15 protein-coding genes are annotated in these 16,765 nt (G+C 71.0%); 11 read left to right on the top strand and 4 right to left on the bottom strand.

All coding sequences use genetic code 11. The features are described from left to right. Nucleotides 1-28 precede the first annotated feature (28 nt). The 7 genes from DJ476_RS09330 to DJ476_RS09300 all read left to right on the top strand — a co-directional run bounded on the left by DJ476_RS09330 (nt 29) and on the right by DJ476_RS09300 (nt 6,516). A complete protein-coding gene (locus tag DJ476_RS09330; RefSeq protein ID WP_019762944.1) occupies nt 29-565 on the top strand; it encodes a F0F1 ATP synthase subunit B in 537 nt (178 codons plus the stop codon). Next, nucleotides 562-1,377 (top strand): F0F1 ATP synthase subunit delta, encoded by an 816-nt coding sequence (locus DJ476_RS09325; protein WP_103417395.1) that lies wholly within the window; start codon nt 562-564, stop codon nt 1,375-1,377. Before DJ476_RS09330 ends, DJ476_RS09325 begins: the two co-directional genes overlap by 4 nt. 134 nt (nt 1,378-1,511) lie before the next feature. Continuing rightward, complete coding sequence (gene atpA, locus DJ476_RS09320) at nt 1,512-3,083, top strand: F0F1 ATP synthase subunit alpha (RefSeq protein WP_019762942.1); 1,572 nt, start codon at nt 1,512-1,514, stop codon at nt 3,081-3,083. A gap of 3 nt (nt 3,084-3,086) precedes the next feature. Then, nucleotides 3,087-4,004: a F0F1 ATP synthase subunit gamma gene (locus DJ476_RS09315; protein ID WP_019762941.1), complete on the top strand. Its 918-nt coding sequence runs from the start codon at nt 3,087-3,089 to the stop codon at nt 4,002-4,004. Further along, a complete protein-coding gene (atpD, locus tag DJ476_RS09310) occupies nt 4,004-5,446 on the top strand; it encodes a F0F1 ATP synthase subunit beta (protein ID WP_070202294.1) in 1,443 nt (480 codons plus the stop codon). Before DJ476_RS09315 ends, atpD begins: the two co-directional genes overlap by 1 nt. A 107-nt stretch (nt 5,447-5,553) precedes the next feature. Continuing rightward, on the top strand, nt 5,554-5,928 hold the full coding sequence (locus DJ476_RS09305) for a F0F1 ATP synthase subunit epsilon (RefSeq protein WP_018492192.1): 375 nt from the start codon (nt 5,554-5,556) through the stop codon (nt 5,926-5,928). Nucleotides 5,929-6,069: 141 nt separating this feature from the next. Continuing rightward, entirely contained in the window at nt 6,070-6,516 is a 447-nt protein-coding gene (locus DJ476_RS09300; protein ID WP_079167413.1) for a DUF2550 domain-containing protein, read from the top strand. A gap of 298 nt (nt 6,517-6,814) precedes the next feature. Here DJ476_RS09300 and DJ476_RS09295 read toward each other — a convergent pair whose 3' ends face one another. From DJ476_RS09295 to DJ476_RS09285, 3 genes are all read right to left on the bottom strand, one after another. After that, nucleotides 6,815-8,686 (bottom strand): glycoside hydrolase family 18 chitinase, encoded by a 1,872-nt coding sequence (locus DJ476_RS09295; RefSeq protein WP_103417394.1) that lies wholly within the window; start codon nt 8,684-8,686, stop codon nt 6,815-6,817. A gap of 373 nt (nt 8,687-9,059) precedes the next feature. Continuing rightward, nucleotides 9,060-9,710 (bottom strand): response regulator, encoded by a 651-nt coding sequence (locus tag DJ476_RS09290; protein WP_112490281.1) that lies wholly within the window; start codon nt 9,708-9,710, stop codon nt 9,060-9,062. Continuing rightward, a complete protein-coding gene (locus tag DJ476_RS09285) occupies nt 9,707-10,915 on the bottom strand; it encodes a sensor histidine kinase (protein ID WP_112490280.1) in 1,209 nt (402 codons plus the stop codon). The genes DJ476_RS09290 and DJ476_RS09285 overlap by 4 nt, the downstream gene beginning before the upstream one ends. Nucleotides 10,916-11,076: 161 nt before the next feature. On the opposite strand from DJ476_RS09285, the gene DJ476_RS09280 reads away from it, so the two are divergent. Next, nucleotides 11,077-11,652 carry a hypothetical protein gene (locus tag DJ476_RS09280; protein ID WP_112490279.1) on the top strand — a complete coding sequence of 192 codons (576 nt, stop codon included), beginning with the start codon at nt 11,077-11,079 and terminating at the stop codon, nt 11,650-11,652. A gap of 21 nt (nt 11,653-11,673) precedes the next feature. Here the strand turns inward: DJ476_RS09280 and DJ476_RS09275 are convergent, their stop codons facing one another. Then, complete coding sequence (locus DJ476_RS09275) at nt 11,674-12,246, bottom strand: cob(I)yrinic acid a,c-diamide adenosyltransferase (RefSeq protein WP_112490278.1); 573 nt, start codon at nt 12,244-12,246, stop codon at nt 11,674-11,676. Nucleotides 12,247-12,476: 230 nt separating this feature from the next. Here DJ476_RS09275 and DJ476_RS09270 point away from each other — a divergent pair, with 230 nt between their 5' ends. The 3 genes from DJ476_RS09270 (at nt 12,477) to DJ476_RS09260 (ending at nt 16,743) form a co-directional block, all read left to right on the top strand. Further along, nucleotides 12,477-13,325 (top strand): 3-hydroxyacyl-CoA dehydrogenase family protein, encoded by an 849-nt coding sequence (locus tag DJ476_RS09270; RefSeq protein WP_019762937.1) that lies wholly within the window; start codon nt 12,477-12,479, stop codon nt 13,323-13,325. 238 nt (nt 13,326-13,563) lie between these two features. Then, nucleotides 13,564-13,887, top strand: a complete 324-nt coding sequence (locus DJ476_RS09265; protein ID WP_018492200.1) for an STAS domain-containing protein — start codon at nt 13,564-13,566, stop codon at nt 13,885-13,887. Between the two features lie 336 nt (nt 13,888-14,223). Continuing rightward, nucleotides 14,224-16,743 carry an ATP-binding protein gene (locus DJ476_RS09260; protein WP_112490277.1) on the top strand — a complete coding sequence of 840 codons (2,520 nt, stop codon included), beginning with the start codon at nt 14,224-14,226 and terminating at the stop codon, nt 16,741-16,743. Nucleotides 16,744-16,765: the final 22 nt, after the last annotated feature.

Here is a 16,765-nt window from a genome sequence, read left to right as displayed (position 1 = left end):
ACGATACGTTTTCGACGAAAGGTCCACCATGTTGCATCTGGCAGCCGAGGAGCCGCAGTCACCGCTGCTGCCGGTCTGGCCCGAGATCGTCATCGGTCTGATCTGCTTCAGCATTGTCTTCTTCGTCTTCTACAAGAAGCTCCTCCCGGCCATCAACAAGGCCCTGGACGAGCGTCGCGAGGCGATCGAGGGTGGCATCGAGAAGGCCGAAGCGGCTCAGACCGAGGCGCAGAGCGTTCTTGAGCAGTACAAGGCTCAGCTCGCGGAGGCCCGTCACGAGGCCGCCCGTCTGCGCCAGGAGGCGCAGGAGCAGGGCGCCGTCATCATCCAGGAGATGAAGGCGGAAGGTCAGCGGCAGCGCGAGGAGATCATCGCCGCCGGCCACGCCCAGATCGAGGCCGACCGCAAGGCCGCGGCCTCCGCGCTGCGTCAGGACGTGGGCAAGCTCGCCACCGACCTGGCCGGCAAGCTCGTCGGCGAGTCCCTCCAGGACCACGCCCGGCAGAGCGGCACCGTCGACCGTTTCCTCGACGAGCTCGAGGCGAAGGCCGAGGCTGCCCGATGAACGGTGCGAGCCGCGAGGCACTGGCCGCCGCACGCGAGCGGCTCGACGCGCTGACCGACAACACGTCGGTCGACGCGGCGGCCCTCGCCGACGACCTGGCATCGGTCACCGCGCTGCTCGACCGCGAAGTTTCCCTGCGCCGGGTTCTCACGGACCCGGCCCAGAGCGGCGAGAGCAAGGCCGAGCTGGCCGCGCGCCTGCTCAGCGGTCAGGTCAGCGGCGAAGCCGTCGACCTGGTCTCCGGGCTGGTCCGCTCCCGCTGGTCGCAGTCGCGTGACCTGGTGGACTCGGTCGAGGAACTGGCGAACACCGCGGACCTCACCGCGGCCCAGCGCGCCGGTGTCCTCGACGACGTCGAGGACGAGCTGTTCCGGTTCGGCCGGATCGTCGGCTCCGACCAGGAGCTGCGTTCGGCGCTCACCAGCCGTACGGCCACCGCCGCCGCCAAGGGCCAGCTGCTCCGCAGCCTGCTCGGCGGCAAGGCGCAGCCGGTCACCGAGCGGATCATCGTCCGCCTGGTGACCCAGCCGCGGGGACGTAGCCTGGAGGCAGGGATCGAGTCCCTGTCCAAGCTCGCCGCGGAGCGCCGCGACCGCGCGGTCGCCGTCGTCACCTCGGCGGTGCCGCTCAGCGACCGGCAGAAGCAGCGCCTCGGCGCCGCCCTGGCGAAGCTGTACGGCCGCGAGATGCACCTGAACCTGGACGTGGACCCCGCGGTCCTCGGCGGGATCTCGGTGCGCGTCGGTGACGAGATCATCAACGGCACCGTCGCGGAGCGTCTCGAAGAGGCGACCCGCCGCATCGCCGGCTGACAAGCGCAGCGCAAGAGAACAAGCAAGACCAGCGGCCCGGTTGGGCCGTGCAGAAACTGCAGAAGATTCCTGGGGGTCGGCCCCCAGACCCCCTTAAGAAACTTCGGGCCCAACAAGGAGAGCAGGGAACCCAGATGGCGGAGCTCACGATCCGGCCGGAGGAGATCCGGGACGCACTGGAGAACTTTGTCCAGTCGTACCAGCCGGACGCGGCCTCGCGCGAGGAGGTCGGTACGGTCAGCGTTGCCGGCGACGGCATCGCGAAGGTGGAGGGCCTGCCCTCCGCCATGGCGAACGAGCTGCTGAAGTTCGAGGACGGAACCCTCGGTCTCGCCCTCAACCTCGAGGAGCGCGAGATCGGTGCGATCGTCCTCGGCGAGTTCAGCGGCATCGAGGAGGGCCAGCCGGTGCAGCGCACCGGTGAGGTGCTCTCCGTCGGCGTCGGCGAGGGTTACCTCGGCCGCGTCGTCGACCCGCTCGGCAACCCGATCGACGGTCTCGGCGAGATCGCGACCGACAGCCGCCGCGCCCTCGAGCTGCAGGCCCCTGGCGTCATGGTCCGCAAGTCGGTGCACGAGCCGATGCAGACCGGCTACAAGGCCGTCGACGCCATGGTGCCGATCGGCCGCGGCCAGCGTCAGCTGATCATCGGCGACCGTCAGACGGGTAAGACCGCTCTGGCCGTCGACACGATCATCAACCAGCGCGACAACTGGCGCTCGGGCGACGTGAACAAGCAGGTGCGCTGCATCTACGTCGCCATCGGTCAGAAGGGCTCCACCATCGCCTCCGTGCGTGGTGCGCTCGAAGAGGCCGGTGCGCTGGAGTACACGACCATCGTCGCCGCCCCGGCGTCCGACCCGGCCGGCTTCAAGTACCTGGCGCCGTACACCGGTTCGGCCATCGGCCAGCACTGGATGTACCAGGGCAAGCACGTCCTGATCATCTTCGACGACCTCTCGAAGCAGGCCGACGCCTACCGCGCCGTGTCCCTGCTGCTGCGCCGCCCGCCGGGCCGTGAGGCCTACCCGGGTGACGTCTTCTACCTGCACTCGCGTCTGCTGGAGCGCTGCGCCAAGCTCTCCGACGAGATGGGTGCCGGTTCGATGACGGGCCTCCCGATCGTCGAGACCAAGGCGAACGACGTGTCGGCGTTCATCCCGACCAACGTCATCTCCATCACCGACGGCCAGTGCTTCCTGGAGTCCGACCTGTTCAACGCGGGTCAGCGTCCGGCGCTCAACGTCGGTATCTCGGTCTCCCGAGTCGGTGGCTCCGCCCAGCACAAGGCCATGAAGCAGGTCTCCGGCCGGCTCCGCGTGGACCTCGCCCAGTTCCGTGAGCTGGAGGCGTTCGCCGCCTTCGGTTCCGACCTGGACGCGGCCTCCAAGGCGGCGCTGGAGCGCGGCAAGCGCATGGTCGAGCTGCTGAAGCAGCCGCAGTACGCCCCGTTCCCGATGGAGGAGCAGGTCGTCTCGGTCTGGGCCGGCACCACGGGCAAGATGGACGACGTCCCGGTCGAGGACATCCGCCGCTTCGAGTCCGAGCTGCTGGAGTTCCTGCGCCGCGAGCGCAAGGACCTGCTGACCAGCATCGCCGAGGGCGGCAAGATGTCCGACGACACGCTGCAGTCGATCGCCGACGCGATCGCCGCCTTCAAGCAGCAGTTCGAGACCTCGGACGGCAAGCTCCTGGGCGAGGGCTGATCGATGGGCGCTCAGCTTCGCGTTTACAAGCGCCGCATCCAAGCCGTCACCGCGACCAAGAAGATCACCAAGGCGATGGAGATGATCGCCGCCTCGCGCATCGTCAAGGCGCAGCGCAAGGTAACGGCCTCCATGCCGTACGCCACCGAGCTCACCCGCGCGGTGACCGCGGTGGCGACCGGCTCCAACGCCGACCACCCGCTCACCACCGAGGCCGAGACGCCGACCCGTGCCGCGGTCCTGCTCGTCACGAGCGACCGCGGTCTGGCCGGCGGCTACTCCTCCAACGCCATCAAGGCGGCGGAGCGGCTGCGGGAGCGCCTTGCCTCCGAGGGCAAGGAGGTCGACACGTACATCGTCGGCCGCAAGGGTGTCGCGTACTACGGCTTCCGCGAGCGCAAGGTCGAGGAATCCTGGACCGGCTTCACCGACAACCCGGGCTACGGCGACGCCAAGCGCATCGCGGCCCCGTTGATCGCGGCCATCCAGAAGGACACGGCCGAGGGCGGCGTCGACGAGCTGCACATCGTCTTCACGGAATTCGTGTCGATGATGACGCAGAACGCGGTCGACAACCGGATGCTGCCGCTTTCGCTCGACGAGGTCGCGCAGGAGAGCACCCGCAAGGGCGAGATCCTGCCGCTGTTCGAGTTCGAGCCGTCGGCCGAGGACGTCCTCGACGCCCTTCTGCCGCGCTACGTCGAGAGCCGTATCTACAACGCACTGCTGCAGGCGGCCGCTTCCGAGCACGCCGCCCGCCGCCGCGCGATGAAGTCGGCGACCGACAACGCCGGGGAGCTCATCAAGAGCCTCTCCCGGCTTGCCAACGCGGCCCGCCAGGCCGAAATCACCCAGGAAATCAGCGAGATCGTCGGCGGTGCCAGTGCTCTGGCCGACGCGACCGCGGGGAGTGACAAGTAATGACGACCACTGTTGAGACGGCCGCTGCCACGGGCCGCGTCGCCCGGGTCATCGGCCCGGTCGTCGACGTGGAGTTCCCCGTCGACGCGATGCCGGAGATCTACAACGCCCTTCACGTCGAGGTCGACGACCCGGCCGAGGCCGGCGCCCGCAAGACGCTGACCCTCGAGGTCGCCCAGCACCTGGGTGACGGCGTGGTCCGCGCGATCTCGATGCAGCCCACCGACGGCCTGGTCCGCCAGGCCCCGGTGACCGACACGGGCGCGGGCATCACCGTCCCGGTCGGTGACATCACCAAGGGCAAGGTGTTCAACACCCTCGGTCAGATCCTGAACGAGCCCGAGGCCGAGGCGCAGATCACCGAGCGCTGGCCGATCCACCGCAAGGCCCCGGCCTTCGACCAGCTCGAGTCCAAGACCGAGATGTTCGAGACCGGCCTGAAGGTCGTCGACCTCCTCACCCCGTACGTCAAGGGTGGGAAGATCGGTCTCTTCGGTGGTGCGGGCGTCGGCAAGACGGTCCTCATCCAGGAAATGATCATGCGTGTGGCGAAGCTGCACGACGGTGTGTCGGTGTTCGCCGGTGTCGGTGAGCGCACCCGTGAGGGCAACGACCTCATCGACGAGATGACCGACTCGGGCGTTCTGGACAAGACCGCGCTCGTCTTCGGCCAGATGGACGAGCCGCCGGGGACGCGTCTGCGCGTGGCCCTGTCCGCCCTGACCATGGCGGAGTACTTCCGCGATGTGCAGAAGCAGGACGTGCTGCTCTTCATCGACAACATCTTCCGCTTCACGCAGGCCGGTTCCGAGGTCTCCACGCTGCTCGGCCGTATGCCCTCCGCGGTGGGTTACCAGCCGACCCTGGCCGACGAGATGGGTGTGCTCCAGGAGCGCATCACCTCGACGCGTGGTCACTCGATCACCTCGATGCAGGCGATCTACGTCCCCGCGGACGACCTGACCGACCCGGCCCCGGCCACCACGTTCGCCCACCTCGACGCGACGACGGTGCTCTCCCGTCCGATCTCGGAGAAGGGCATCTACCCGGCCGTGGACCCGCTGGACTCCACGTCCCGCATCCTGGACCCGCGCTACATCTCCCAGGACCACTACAACGCGGCCAGCCGCGTCAAGGGGATCCTGCAGAAGTACAAGGACCTCCAGGACATCATCGCGATCCTCGGTATCGACGAGCTGGGCGAGGAGGACAAGCTCGTCGTCCACCGTGCCCGTCGCGTCGAGCGCTTCCTGTCGCAGAACACCCACGCCGCCAAGCAGTTCACCGGCCTGGACGGTTCGGACGTTCCGCTCGACGAGTCGATCGCCGCGTTCAACGCGATCTGCGACGGTGAGTACGACCACTTCCCCGAGCAGGCGTTCTTCATGTGCGGTGGCCTGGACGACCTCAAGGCGAAGGCCAAGGAGCTGGGCGTCTCCTGACCCCCGGCTCACCGAGGGGGGCGGGTGTGTCCCGCCCCCCTCACCACGCCCCGTAGAATTGACCCAACACCCGGCCGGTCGGCCGGGTGGTGACCCGAGGAGTCTCCTTGGCTGCTGAGCTGCATGTCGAGCTGGTCGCCGCGGACCGCAGTGTCTGGTCCGGCGAGGCCACGCTGGTCGTCGCGCGCACCACGTCCGGCGACATCGGCATCATGCCCGGTCACCAGCCGCTTCTCGGTGTGCTGGAATCGGGCCCGGTGACGATCCGCACGAGCGAGGGCGGTACCGTCATCGCCGCTGTGCACGGTGGTTTCATCTCGTTCGCGGACAACAAGCTGTCGCTGCTGGCCGAGATCGTCGAGCTGGCGGACGAGATCGATGTCCAGCGCGCCGAGCGTGCGCTGGAGCGCGCGAAGTCTGACGCGGACGCCGCTGCCGAGCGGCGCGCCGAGATCCGTCTGCGCGCGGTGGCGGTGCGCTAGCACCCCACGGACAGATGTTTTTACTCAGCCGCGGCCCGCGCTGGAGAAATCCAGCCGTGTCGCGGCTGAGGCGATGCAGGTGCAATTCAGTTCGAATCGGTTCGTTTCCCGTTACTCGACGATGCGAGGAGGTCGGTGGAGATGGTCCTCGCGTTGTGGGTGGGCGTATCCGTCATCGTGCTGGTCCTGCTGGGTCTGTTCGTCTTCGGCCTGCGCCGGCGGCTGATCCAGCGCTCCGGAGGCACCTTCGACTGCTCCCTCCGCTGGGACGTCTCCGAGGAGCCGGACCCCTCCGGCAAAGGCTGGGTCTACGGGGTCGCCCGCTACAGCGGTGACCGTGTCGACTGGTTCCGTGTCTTCTCCTACGCTCCTCGCCCCCGCCGGGGCCTGGAGCGTTCTGCGATCGAGGTGATCGCCCGCCGCCTTCCGGAGGGCGAGGAGGAGCTGGCGCTCCTCTCCGACTCCGTCGTGCTCGGCTGTCTCCACCGGGGGATCCGCCTGGAGCTGGCGATGAGCGAGGACGCCCTGACCGGCTTCCTCGCCTGGCTGGAGGCGGCACCGCCCGGCCAGCGGGTGAACGTCGCGTAGGGGCGGCGGCGAGCGGACAGCGTACGGAGAGTGCGTCGGCGGCCCCGGTTCCCGGACCGGGGCCGCCGGTGTGTGCGGGCGCCGGGTCCTCAGCCGTCCCCGAGCCCCCAGCCCCTCCCCGGGCCCCGGCCCCTTACCCGTGCCGTACGCATGGCCGGACCTGCGTCCGTGCCCGTACGCGTGGCCGTACCCACGCCCGTACATCTCCCCGTACACAGCGAAAAGCCGGGGAGACGGGGGGCGGACCCGTCTCCCCGGCGGTATTCCGGGGGTGGTGCTCAGAGGTGTGGCGTGGGGGTTACTTGAGACCGCTGTCGATCGCGCTCACCAGTTCACCGTTGGTGGTGTCGCCGGAGAACTCCCAGAAGAACGCGCCACCCAGGCCCTGGTTCTTCGCCCAGGTCATCTTGGAGCCGATGGTGGCCGGGGTGTCGTAGCTCCACCAGTTGGTGCCGCAGTGGGCGTAGGCCGTGCCGGCGATGGTGCCGGTGGCCGGGCAGGTGTTCTTGAGGACCTTGTAGTCCTCGATGCCCGCCTCGTACGTGCCCTGCGCCGCACCGGTCGCCGTGCCGCCGGGGGCGGCCTGGGTGACTCCGGTCCAGCCGCGGCCGTAGAAGCCGATGCCGAGGAGGAGCTTCTTGGCCGGGACGCCCTTGGCCTTCAGCTTGGCGATGGCGTCGGCGGAGTTGAAGCCCGCCTGCGGGATGCCGGTGTACGCGTTCAGCGGGGAGTGGGGGGCCGTCGGGCCCTTGTTCGCCCAGGCGCCGAAGAAGTCGTACGTCATCACGTTGTACCAGTCGAAGGACTGGGCGGCGCCGCCGTAGTCGGCGGCGTCGATCTTGCCGCCGGAGGAGGCGTCCGCGGTGATGGCGGCGGTGACCAGGTTGTTCGGGCCGAACTTGGCCCGCATGGCGTCGGCCATGACCTTGATCGCGGCCGGGCCGCTGTTGTCACAGGTCAGACCGCAGGCGTTGGGGTACTCCCAGTCCAGGTCGATGCCGTCGAAGACATCGGCCCAGCGCGGGTCCTCGACCAGGTCGTAGCAGGACTGGGCGAAGGCGGCGGGGTTCTGGACGGCCTGGCCGAAGCCGCCGGACCAGGTCCAGCCGCCGAAGGACCAGAGGACCTTGATGTGCGGGTACTTGGCCTTCAGCTTGCGGAGCTGGTTGAAGTTGCCGCGCAGGGGCTGGTCCCAGGTGTCGGCGACGCCGTCCACGGACTGGTCGGCGGTGTACGCCTTGTCGTAGTCGGCGTAGGAGTCACCGATGGTGCAGCGGCCGTTCTGCACGTTGCCGAAGGCGTAGTTGATGTGCGTGATCTTCGCCGCGGAGCCGGACGTCACCAGGTTCTTGACGTGGTAGTTGCGCCCGTAGACGCCCCAGTTGGTGAAGTAGCCCAGGTTGATCTTGTCACCGGGCGGGGGCGGGTCGTCGCCGCCCGTGGTGCGCACCGAGACGGAGCCGGAGACCGGGCCGAGCTGGTCGATGGTGTCGCGGGCCTGGACGGCGTACGTGTAGTCCGTGCCGGCGGTCAGACCGGTGTTGGTGTACGTGGTGCCGGTGACCGTGGCGATCTTGGAGCCGTTGCGCAGGACGTCGTAGTTCTTGACGCCCTTGTCGTCCGTGGCCGCGCTCCAGCTGAGCTTCACCGAGGTGTTGGTGACATCGCTGGTGGTGGGGGTCCCGGGGGCCGAGGGCGGGTTGTCGCCGGGGACGGTGGAGCCGTCACAGGCCGCGCCGTTGAGCTTACAGCCGCTGGGAGCACCGGGGCCCGAGCCGTTGAAGCCGAAGCTGACGCTGGCACCGGGGGCGATCGACCCGTTCCAGCCGAGGTTCTTGGCGGTCCAGCGTGTGCCGGAGTTGGTGACGGTGGCGTCCCAGGCGGAGTTGACCCGGGTGCCGGTCGGGTAGTCCCACTCGATCGTCCAGGAGGAGAGCGCCGTGGTGCCGGTGTTCTTCACCGTCCACTGGCCCTCGAAGCCGCTGCCCCAGTCCGACTTCTTGGTGTACGTGGCCGTGGCCGAGGTGGCGGCCGACGCGGGGGAGGCCAGGCCGACCATCGCGGCGAACGGGACGGCGAGTGCGGTGAGGCCGGCGATGACCTTCGACCGGCCGCTGCGGGTGGGTATCCATCTGAATCTGGATCGGCGTTGGGGGGTCTCAGTACTCAACGGTGCTCCTGGGGTGAGGTCCAGTAACGGGGGTAGTTCGTGGACTGCAAACCCTGCGCCGCCCTGAGTACGGGTGCTCTCGTACTCACCGCAGTGTGTGTTCGGTGACATTAGGAAGGTCTGGACCAATCGTCAAGAGGTCTGGACCAAAGATCGAAGACCGGAACCGGCCCGAAATCGGCCCGGAATCCGGCCGTTCGCCGCCCCGCCCCGCGCCCGGAATGCGGTCGTTCGCCGCCCTGTACCGTCCGTGGCCGCGATCCGGCCGTTCGCCGCGCCGGACCGGGCCCGGTGTCCCGCCGTTCGCCGCGCCCGCCCGCCGCCGCGATCAGGCCGTCGGCCACCCCCGGCCACGACCCGGACCGGACCGGCCTCAGCCGCCCAACTCCTGTGCCAGCACCGCCGCCTGGACCCGGCTCCGCAGCCCCAGCTTGGCCAGCAGCCGGCTGACGTGCGTCTTCACCGTCGCCTCCGCCATCGTCAGCCGCGCCGCGATCTCCGCGTTCGACAGCCCCTCCCCGAGACACCCCAGCACCTCCCGCTCCCGCCGCGTCAGGGAGTCCAGCACTGCCGGATCGGCCGTACCCGACGCACGTACGGGCGTGGCACCGGCGAACTCCGCGATCAGCCGCCGCGTCACGGCCGGGGCGATCAGCCCCTCGCCGCGCGCCACCGTCCGGACCGCCTCCAGCAGATCGCGGGCGTCGGTGTTCTTCAGCAGGAAGCCCGACGCCCCCGCCCGCAGCGCCCCGAAGACGTACTCGTCCAGGTCGAACGTGGTCAGCACCAGGACGTCCGCCAGTTCCTCCGCCACTACCTGCCGGGTCGCCGACACCCCGTCCAGGCGGGGCATCTGCACGTCCATCAGGACCAGATCCGGCCGGAGTTCGCGCGCCAGCCGTACCGCCGCCTCGCCGTCCCCCGCCTCCCCGACGACCTCGATGTCCGGGGCGCTGGAGAGGATCAGCACCAGCCCCGCCCGCACCGCCGCCTGGTCCTCCGCGACCAGCACCCGGATCGTCATTCCCGCGACTCCCTTTCCCGTACCGGCAGTTCCGCCCGGACCCGCCACAACTTCGTCCCCTCGCCGTCCGGTTCGGCCCCCGCCGCGAACGTCCCGCCCAGCAGTGCCACCCGCTCCCGCATCCCGACCAGACCGGCCCCCGAACCGGGCGCCGTCGGCCCCGGCCGGCTGCCGGACACACTGGTCACCTCGACCGTCAGCACCTCGTCGGCGAGGGCGAGCCGCACGGTCACCGGGCCCGGCGCCGCGTGCTTGAGCGCGTTGGTGAGGGACTCCTGCACGATCCGGTACGCGGCCAGCTCGACCGGCGTGGGCAGCGCACCGGCCTCCGGCGGCCGGGTGTCCTCCCGTACGCAGACCAGCCCGCCCGCCGCCCCGTTGACGTTCGCCTGCTCGACCAGCGCGTCCAGCGACGCCAGCGTCGGCGCCGCCGCCGGGGCCCCGTCCTCGCCGTCCTCCCCGCCCTCGCGCAGCAGCCCGATCAGCCGCCGCATCTCCGCGAGCCCCTCCACACTGTTCTCCCGGATCACCTTCAGGGCGCTCCGCGAGGTCTCCGGGTCGTCGATGGAGAGGGCCGCCGTGGAGTGGATCGCCACGGCCGAGAGGTGGTTGGCCACCATGTCGTGCAGTTCCCTGGCCATCCGGGCCCGCTCCGCGACCACCGCCTGGATCCGGTCCATCTCGGCCAGCCGCGCGGTCTGGGCGGCGGCCAGCCGGGCGGTGTCGGCGGCGGTGCGATGGCTGCGCACGCTGACCCCGGTGAGGGCGGGGATGAAGGAGACCAGCCCGATGACCAGGCCGATCAGCAGCGCCTCGGGCCTGCGGAACCAGGCCAGGAACCCGATCGTGGACGCGACGGTGACCAGGAGCGTGGCCACCGGGAGCCGGCGGGCGGCGGCCGGGGTCCCGTACAGCGCGGCCGCGTACATGACGTCCGTGAACATCAGGACGGTGGCGAGGCTGCCCCGGGTGAACTGGTCCGCGACCAGCGCGACCACCCCGATCGTCAGCGCCGTGCGCGGGGCGTTGCGGCGCAGCAGCTCGGCCGCGGCCATGGCGGTCACCGGTACGAGGGTGATCCAGGGCGCCGAGAAGGGGCGGCCGCCCTGGGTGTGGAGGCCCAGGCGCCACAGGAGCAGCCCCCCGAGCAGCCCGGAGACGGCGAGGGCCACGGCGTCGCGGTCGGGGCGGAGGGAGGTGGACACCCCTCCATCCAACACGCCGGACCGCCCCCGGACCCCCCTTCCCGGGACGAAGCGCGGCGGTGCCGCGGTACATCGAAGGATGCAGTCCCGTTTCGTCACTGCCGACGACGTATCCCCGCCCGGCGGACGGGAGGCTTGAGGGAAACGGGAGGAGAGACGCTGTGATCGCCCTACTGGTCGTGGCCTGCGAAGTCGCGTTCTGGGTCCTGCTGGCCGCCGGGCTCGCCCTGCGGTACGTCGCGAGGAAGCCGAAGCTCGGAGCCGCCGTACTGCTCTGCGAGCCGCTGCTGGAGGTCGTGCTGCTGGTGGTGACGGCGATCGACCTGAAGAGCGGTGCCGAGCCCGACTGGAAGCACGGACTGGCCGCCGTCTACATCGGCTTCACGGTCGGCCTCGGCCACCACACCATCAAGAAGGTGGACGCCTGGGTCGCCCACCGCTGGTTCGGCGGTCCGCCGCCGGTGAAGCCGCCGAAGTACGGCCGCGCCCGCGCCGTCCACGAGTGGCGTACGGCCGCCCGCTGGATCCTCGCCGCGGCGGTCGCGCTGGGGCTCCTCCAGGCGGCGATCTGGTACGTCGGCCCCGGCGGCGACATCAGCACGCTCCAGAGCTGGCAGCAGAAGATGGGCCTGGTGATCGGCATCAACCTGATCATCGCCGGCGGCTACACGCTCTTCCCGAAGCAGGCCCCCGAGGACGCGGACGCGGTGGAACGCGAGCCGGCCGACCGGCTCTAGCGCCCGGCTCCGGACCGCGCCCTAACGCTCACCGCCCGGCACCCACAGCACGTCCCCGACCTCCTTGTTCGCACTCCGCGCCAGGATGAACAGGAGGTCGGAGAGGCGGTTCAGGTACGTGGCGGTCAGCGCGTTCATCGACTCCCCGTGCACCTCCAGCGCCGCCCAGGTCGACCGCTCGGCGCGCCGGACCACCGTGCACGCCTGGTGGAGCAGGGCGGCCCCCGGCGTACCCCCGGGAAGGATGAAGCTGCGCAGCTTCTCCAGCTCCTCCAGGAAGCGGTCGCAGTCCGCCTCCAGCTTGTCCACGTAACTCTGCTCCACCCGCAGCGGCGGGTACTTGGGGTCCTCGACCGCCGGGGTGGACAGATCGGCGCCCACGTCGAAGAGGTCGTTCTGGACCCGTACGAGGACCTTCACCACGTCCTCGGAGAGCTGCCCCAGCGCGATGGCGGTCCCGATCACCGCGTTGGCCTCGTTGGCGTCCGCGTACGCCGCGATCCGCAGATCGGTCTTGGCGGTACGGCTCATGTCGCCGAGGGCCGTCGTGCCCTGGTCGCCGGTCCGGGTGTAGATGCGCGTCAGATTGACCATGGGGCCAGCGTAGTGAGGCCGCGGCCCTCAACTACGCGTGGCGCGGAGCCGAATGACGCGTCCCGGTGTGATGTCCGTCATTCGAGACGTGACGCGCATCTCTTCACGGCCCCAGGGCCCCCGGCGGGTACTAATCTCCGCCGGAGAGCATAGGAAGAGCCGTTGCGAAAAGCCGTGCACGCGGACGTGGCACGGACAGGGAACGCGGACAGAGAACAAGGGGTGCGAACGTGGCCAGGAAGCTCGCCGTCATCGGGGCCGGACTCATGGGATCCGGGATCGCGCAGGTCTCCGCCCAGGCGGGCTGGGACGTCGTGCTGCGCGATGTCACCGACGCGGCGCTGACCCGCGGCCTGGACGGCATCAAGGCCTCGTACGACAAGTTCGTCGCCAAGGGGAAGCTGGAGGCGTCCGACGCCGAGGCCGCCCTCGCCCGCATCACCACGACCACCGACCTGGACGCCGTGGCGGACGTGGACGTGGTCGTGGAGGCGGTCTTCGAGAAGCTGGAGGTCAAGCACGAGATCTTCCGCACCCTCGACAAGATCGTCGGCGAGAACACCGTCCTCGCCTCCAACACCTCCGCCATCCCGATCACCAAGATCGCGGCCGTGACGGAGCGTCCGGAGCGCGTCGTCGGCGTGCACTTCTTCTCGCCGGTCCCGATGATGCAGCTCTGCGAGCTGGTCCGCGGCTACAAGACCAGCGACGAAACCCTCGCCACCGCAAGGGAGTTCGCGGAGTCGGTCGGCAAGACCTGCATCGTCGTCAACCGCGATGTGGCGGGCTTCGTCACCACCCGGCTCATCTCGGCGCTCGTCGTCGAGGCCGCCAAGCTGTACGAGTCGGGCGTCGCCACGGCCGAGGACATCGACACCGCCTGCAAGCTCGGCTTCGGCCACGCCATGGGCCCGCTCGCCACGGCCGACCTGACGGGCGTCGACATCCTGCTCCACGCCACCGGCAACATCTACACCGAGTCCCAGGACGAGAAGTTCGCCGCCCCCGAGCTGATGCGCCGGATGGTCGACGCAGGTGACATCGGCCGCAAGAGCGGGCAGGGCTTCTACACGTACTGACCACGGCCGCACCCCACCGGCTCTCCGCGCCCCGCAGGCCCACCGCCGCCGGGGCCGGGGGAGCCGGGGAGTGTACCCGGCCGGGCCCGGTCTCCGGCGAACCGACGTCACTCCACCGAGTGAATTCGGTATCGGTTCGCTTACAGACGGCAACTTCCCTGTCGCCGCGGCAGTCAGTTGTGGAAGAGAAGAAACAGACAGACGGACCTCGCTACGGAGCAACCGCAGGGGAGCGCATATGCATATCAGGGGCGACCACGCCGAGCTGGTCGTCGGGGGCCGCCTCGACGTCCGAAGCGCGGCGGACGCCCGTACGGTCCTCCACTCGGCCGTCGACGACGGAGCCGGCGATCTGGTGCTGGACCTGACCGAGCTGAATTCCTGGGACGCCACCGGACTCGGCGTCATCATGGGGGCCCACCGCAGGGCCGGCCGGGCCGGACGCCGGCTCGTGCTGCGCGGTGTCCCGCCGCAGATGCAGCGGCTTCTGGTGGCCACCCGGCTGCACCGCATCCTGGCGATCGAGGGCGGGATCGCCGCCGATTCCCTGCCGCGCGTCTGAGCCGTAACCGAGCAGTCGTACGTCCGAGCCGCCCGAGCCGTATGAGCTGCATCCGGGCAGTTGTGTCCGGGCTGTCGCCGCGTCGGAGCCGGGCCGCGTTCGCCGCGCATCGGAGTACGGACGGGCCGACAGGGCAGAAGACGCGCAATCCTCACCGGAATGTGACGTCCCGGACGGCCCGGCACCCCGCCCGTGCGTGGATACTGTGCGAAGGTCTAGGGTTCGGCCGTCTGCCCCATGACACCCACCCGTGGCAGACACCGGACCGGAAGCGACAGCGGGGCGTGCGAGGCCGGAGGGGCAGAACCGAGCGCGACGCGTCTGGGGGACTTGTTGATGGACCCGACACACCAGGGGCCGGAAGAGTACGGGCAGAACGCCGACGACTCCGGCCGCTCCGACGGCCGTCGCAGGCCGTCCCGCGAGTCCAACGCCGCCGACTTCGGCCAGCCCGCACCGCAGCAGGCCCGCGTGGTCCGGCTGACGGCCGGTGACCTCCTGCTGACGGTCAACCCCGTCGACGGCAGCGAGGTCGAGGCCGTCCCGCCCGGCGCGGAGGCCGAGCCGCCCGTCCGCCGCACCCCCGCCGAGCGCGCCGACCACGAGCGCGCCGGCGCACCTCCCGTCCCGGCGGGACCGCCCGCACCCCAGCTCCCGCTGCTGGAGCGCCAGGAGGAGCGCGAGCGCCTCGTCGGCCTGCTCGCGCGCGGCCGCAGCGTCCGCCTCACCGGCCAGGCCGGATCCGGCCGCACCGCGCTGCTCGACGCCGTCGCCGCCGACTGCGCCGACCTGGCCCCCGACGGCGTCGTCCGCCTCAACGGCCACCGGCGCACCGCCACCGATCTGCTGTACGGCCTCTTCGACGCGGTCCACCACGCACCGCTCCACCGCCCGGGCCCCGAGGAACTGCTCGCCCTCGTCCGCTCCATCGGCGCCGTCGTCGTCATCGACGACCTGGAGATCGGCGGGGCCGCCCTCGACGAACTCCTGGAAGCCACCCCCGAGTGTGCCTTCCTCCTCGGCACCGCCCCCGACCTCCCCGCCCCCGGCATCGACGCCCATCTGGAGGAGGTCCTCCTCGCCGGACTCGGCCGCGCCGCCTCGCTGGAGCTGCTGGCCAAGGTCGTCGAGCGCCCCCTCACCGAGGAGGAGAAGAACTGGGCGGGCGACCTCTGGTTCGAGTCCGAGGGGCTGCCCCTCCGCTTCGTCCAGGCCGGGTCGCTGCTGCGCCAGCGCGACCGGCTGAACACCGACCCCACCGCCTTCGACGAGTACGACTATTTCGAGCCACGTCCGGACGACGCGCCTCCGGTTTCCGCAGCACCCACCCCCGAGACCCTGGACGTGCCGCTGCCGAGCCTCGGTGAAGGGGCCGCGCCCGCCGTCCTGCTCGCCTCCCGGCTCAGCGAGGCGGCCCGCGAGGCCCTGCGCTTCACCGTCGCGCTCGGCGGCGAGGTGCCCCACCAGGCCCATCTGCCGGCCCTCGTGGGCGACACCCGTGCGGACGCCGCCCTCGGGGAGCTGGCCCACTGCGGACTGCTCTCCCCGGCGGGCCCCCGCTACCGGCTTGCCGCCGGTGTCCTCGCCCAGCTGGAGGCGGGCGGATACGCGGAGGAGGCCGCCGCGCACGCCCTCACGGCCGCCCAGCACTACGCCTGGTGGGTCTCCCACCCCTCGGTCACCCCGCAGCGGGCCGCCGCCGAGGCCGACGCCATCGTCGCCGCGATGAGCCGCCTGGTCCCCGACGGCGAGGCCGGACGGGCCAGCGCGGCCGTCCTGCTGGCCCGCAGCGCCGCTCCCGCCCTCGCCGCCGGGCTGAGCTGGGGCGCCTGGGAGAAGGCGCTCCGGGTGGGCCAGGAGGCCGCCAGGATCGCCGGTGAGGTGGCCGAAGAGGCCTACTTCCACCACGAGTTGGGCGTCCTCGCGCTCTGCACCGGCAACCTCGACCGGGCCCGTACGGAGCTGGAGACCTCGATCTCCATGCGCGGCGCGCTCGCCGACAAGTCCGGTGCGGTGGCCGGGCGCCGCGCCCTCGCCCTGGTCGCGGACCGCTCCGGCGGGCTCGTACCCCCGGTCCGCCCCCAGCCGGGCGACGAGGTGCCCGCCGTACGCCAGGAGCTTCCGTCCGGTACGCCGCCGGCCGCGTACCCGGCCCCGCAGTTCCTCGCCCGGCAGCCGGGGGAGGAGGCCCCGACCGTGGTGGCCCCGCTCCCCGAGGCCGCACCGGGGAAGGGCGGCGGGCGGGTGCTCCTGGGCGGCGCCCGGCGCAACCTGGCCGCCGCGGGCGCGGGCGCGCTGCTGGTCGCCGTGCTCGGCACCGTCGTCACCCTCGGCCTCACCGCGGGCGACCCGGAGGAGCCGGGCAGCCGCAACGTCACCACCGAGCAGTCGTCCCCCGAGTCCACCCCGGACGACGGGTTCCCGGACGACGAGCCGGGCGACGTCCCCGTACCGACCGGCGGGATCCCGGGCGGCGGGACCTCCGCCACCCCGAGCGCCTCGGAACCGGCCACCCCCAGCACCTCCGGCTCGCCCTCGCCGGGCCCGTCGTCGCCGGATTCCTCGTCGCCGGATACGGAGGAGCCGTCGAGCGGACCGAGCAGCACATCGGGGACGCCCAGCCCGACCAGGACCTCGCCCGGGCCGTCGCCGTCCGAGACCGACCCGAGCCCGACGCCCAGCGAGTCGGATCCGGGGCCGACGCCGTCGGAGACGACCCCCACGGAGACCCCGGACCCGCCGGACACCTCCACCTCCGCCAGCGGCCCCGCCGAATCGGCCAGCGCCAGTGCCAGCGCCACGGCCAGCAGCGAGCCCCCGGCCGAGGACGGCGAGCCCACCGAAGTGGCGGCCTGACACACGGAAGCCGGGTGCCCCT

The sequence above is a fragment of the Streptomyces bacillaris genome, from assembly GCF_003268675.1.
In the GTDB taxonomy this organism is placed as follows: Bacteria; Actinomycetota; Actinomycetes; order Streptomycetales; family Streptomycetaceae; genus Streptomyces; species Streptomyces bacillaris.
The sequence above is the reverse complement of the archived record's forward strand: the minus strand, read 5'-3'. Positions and strand labels throughout refer to the sequence as shown.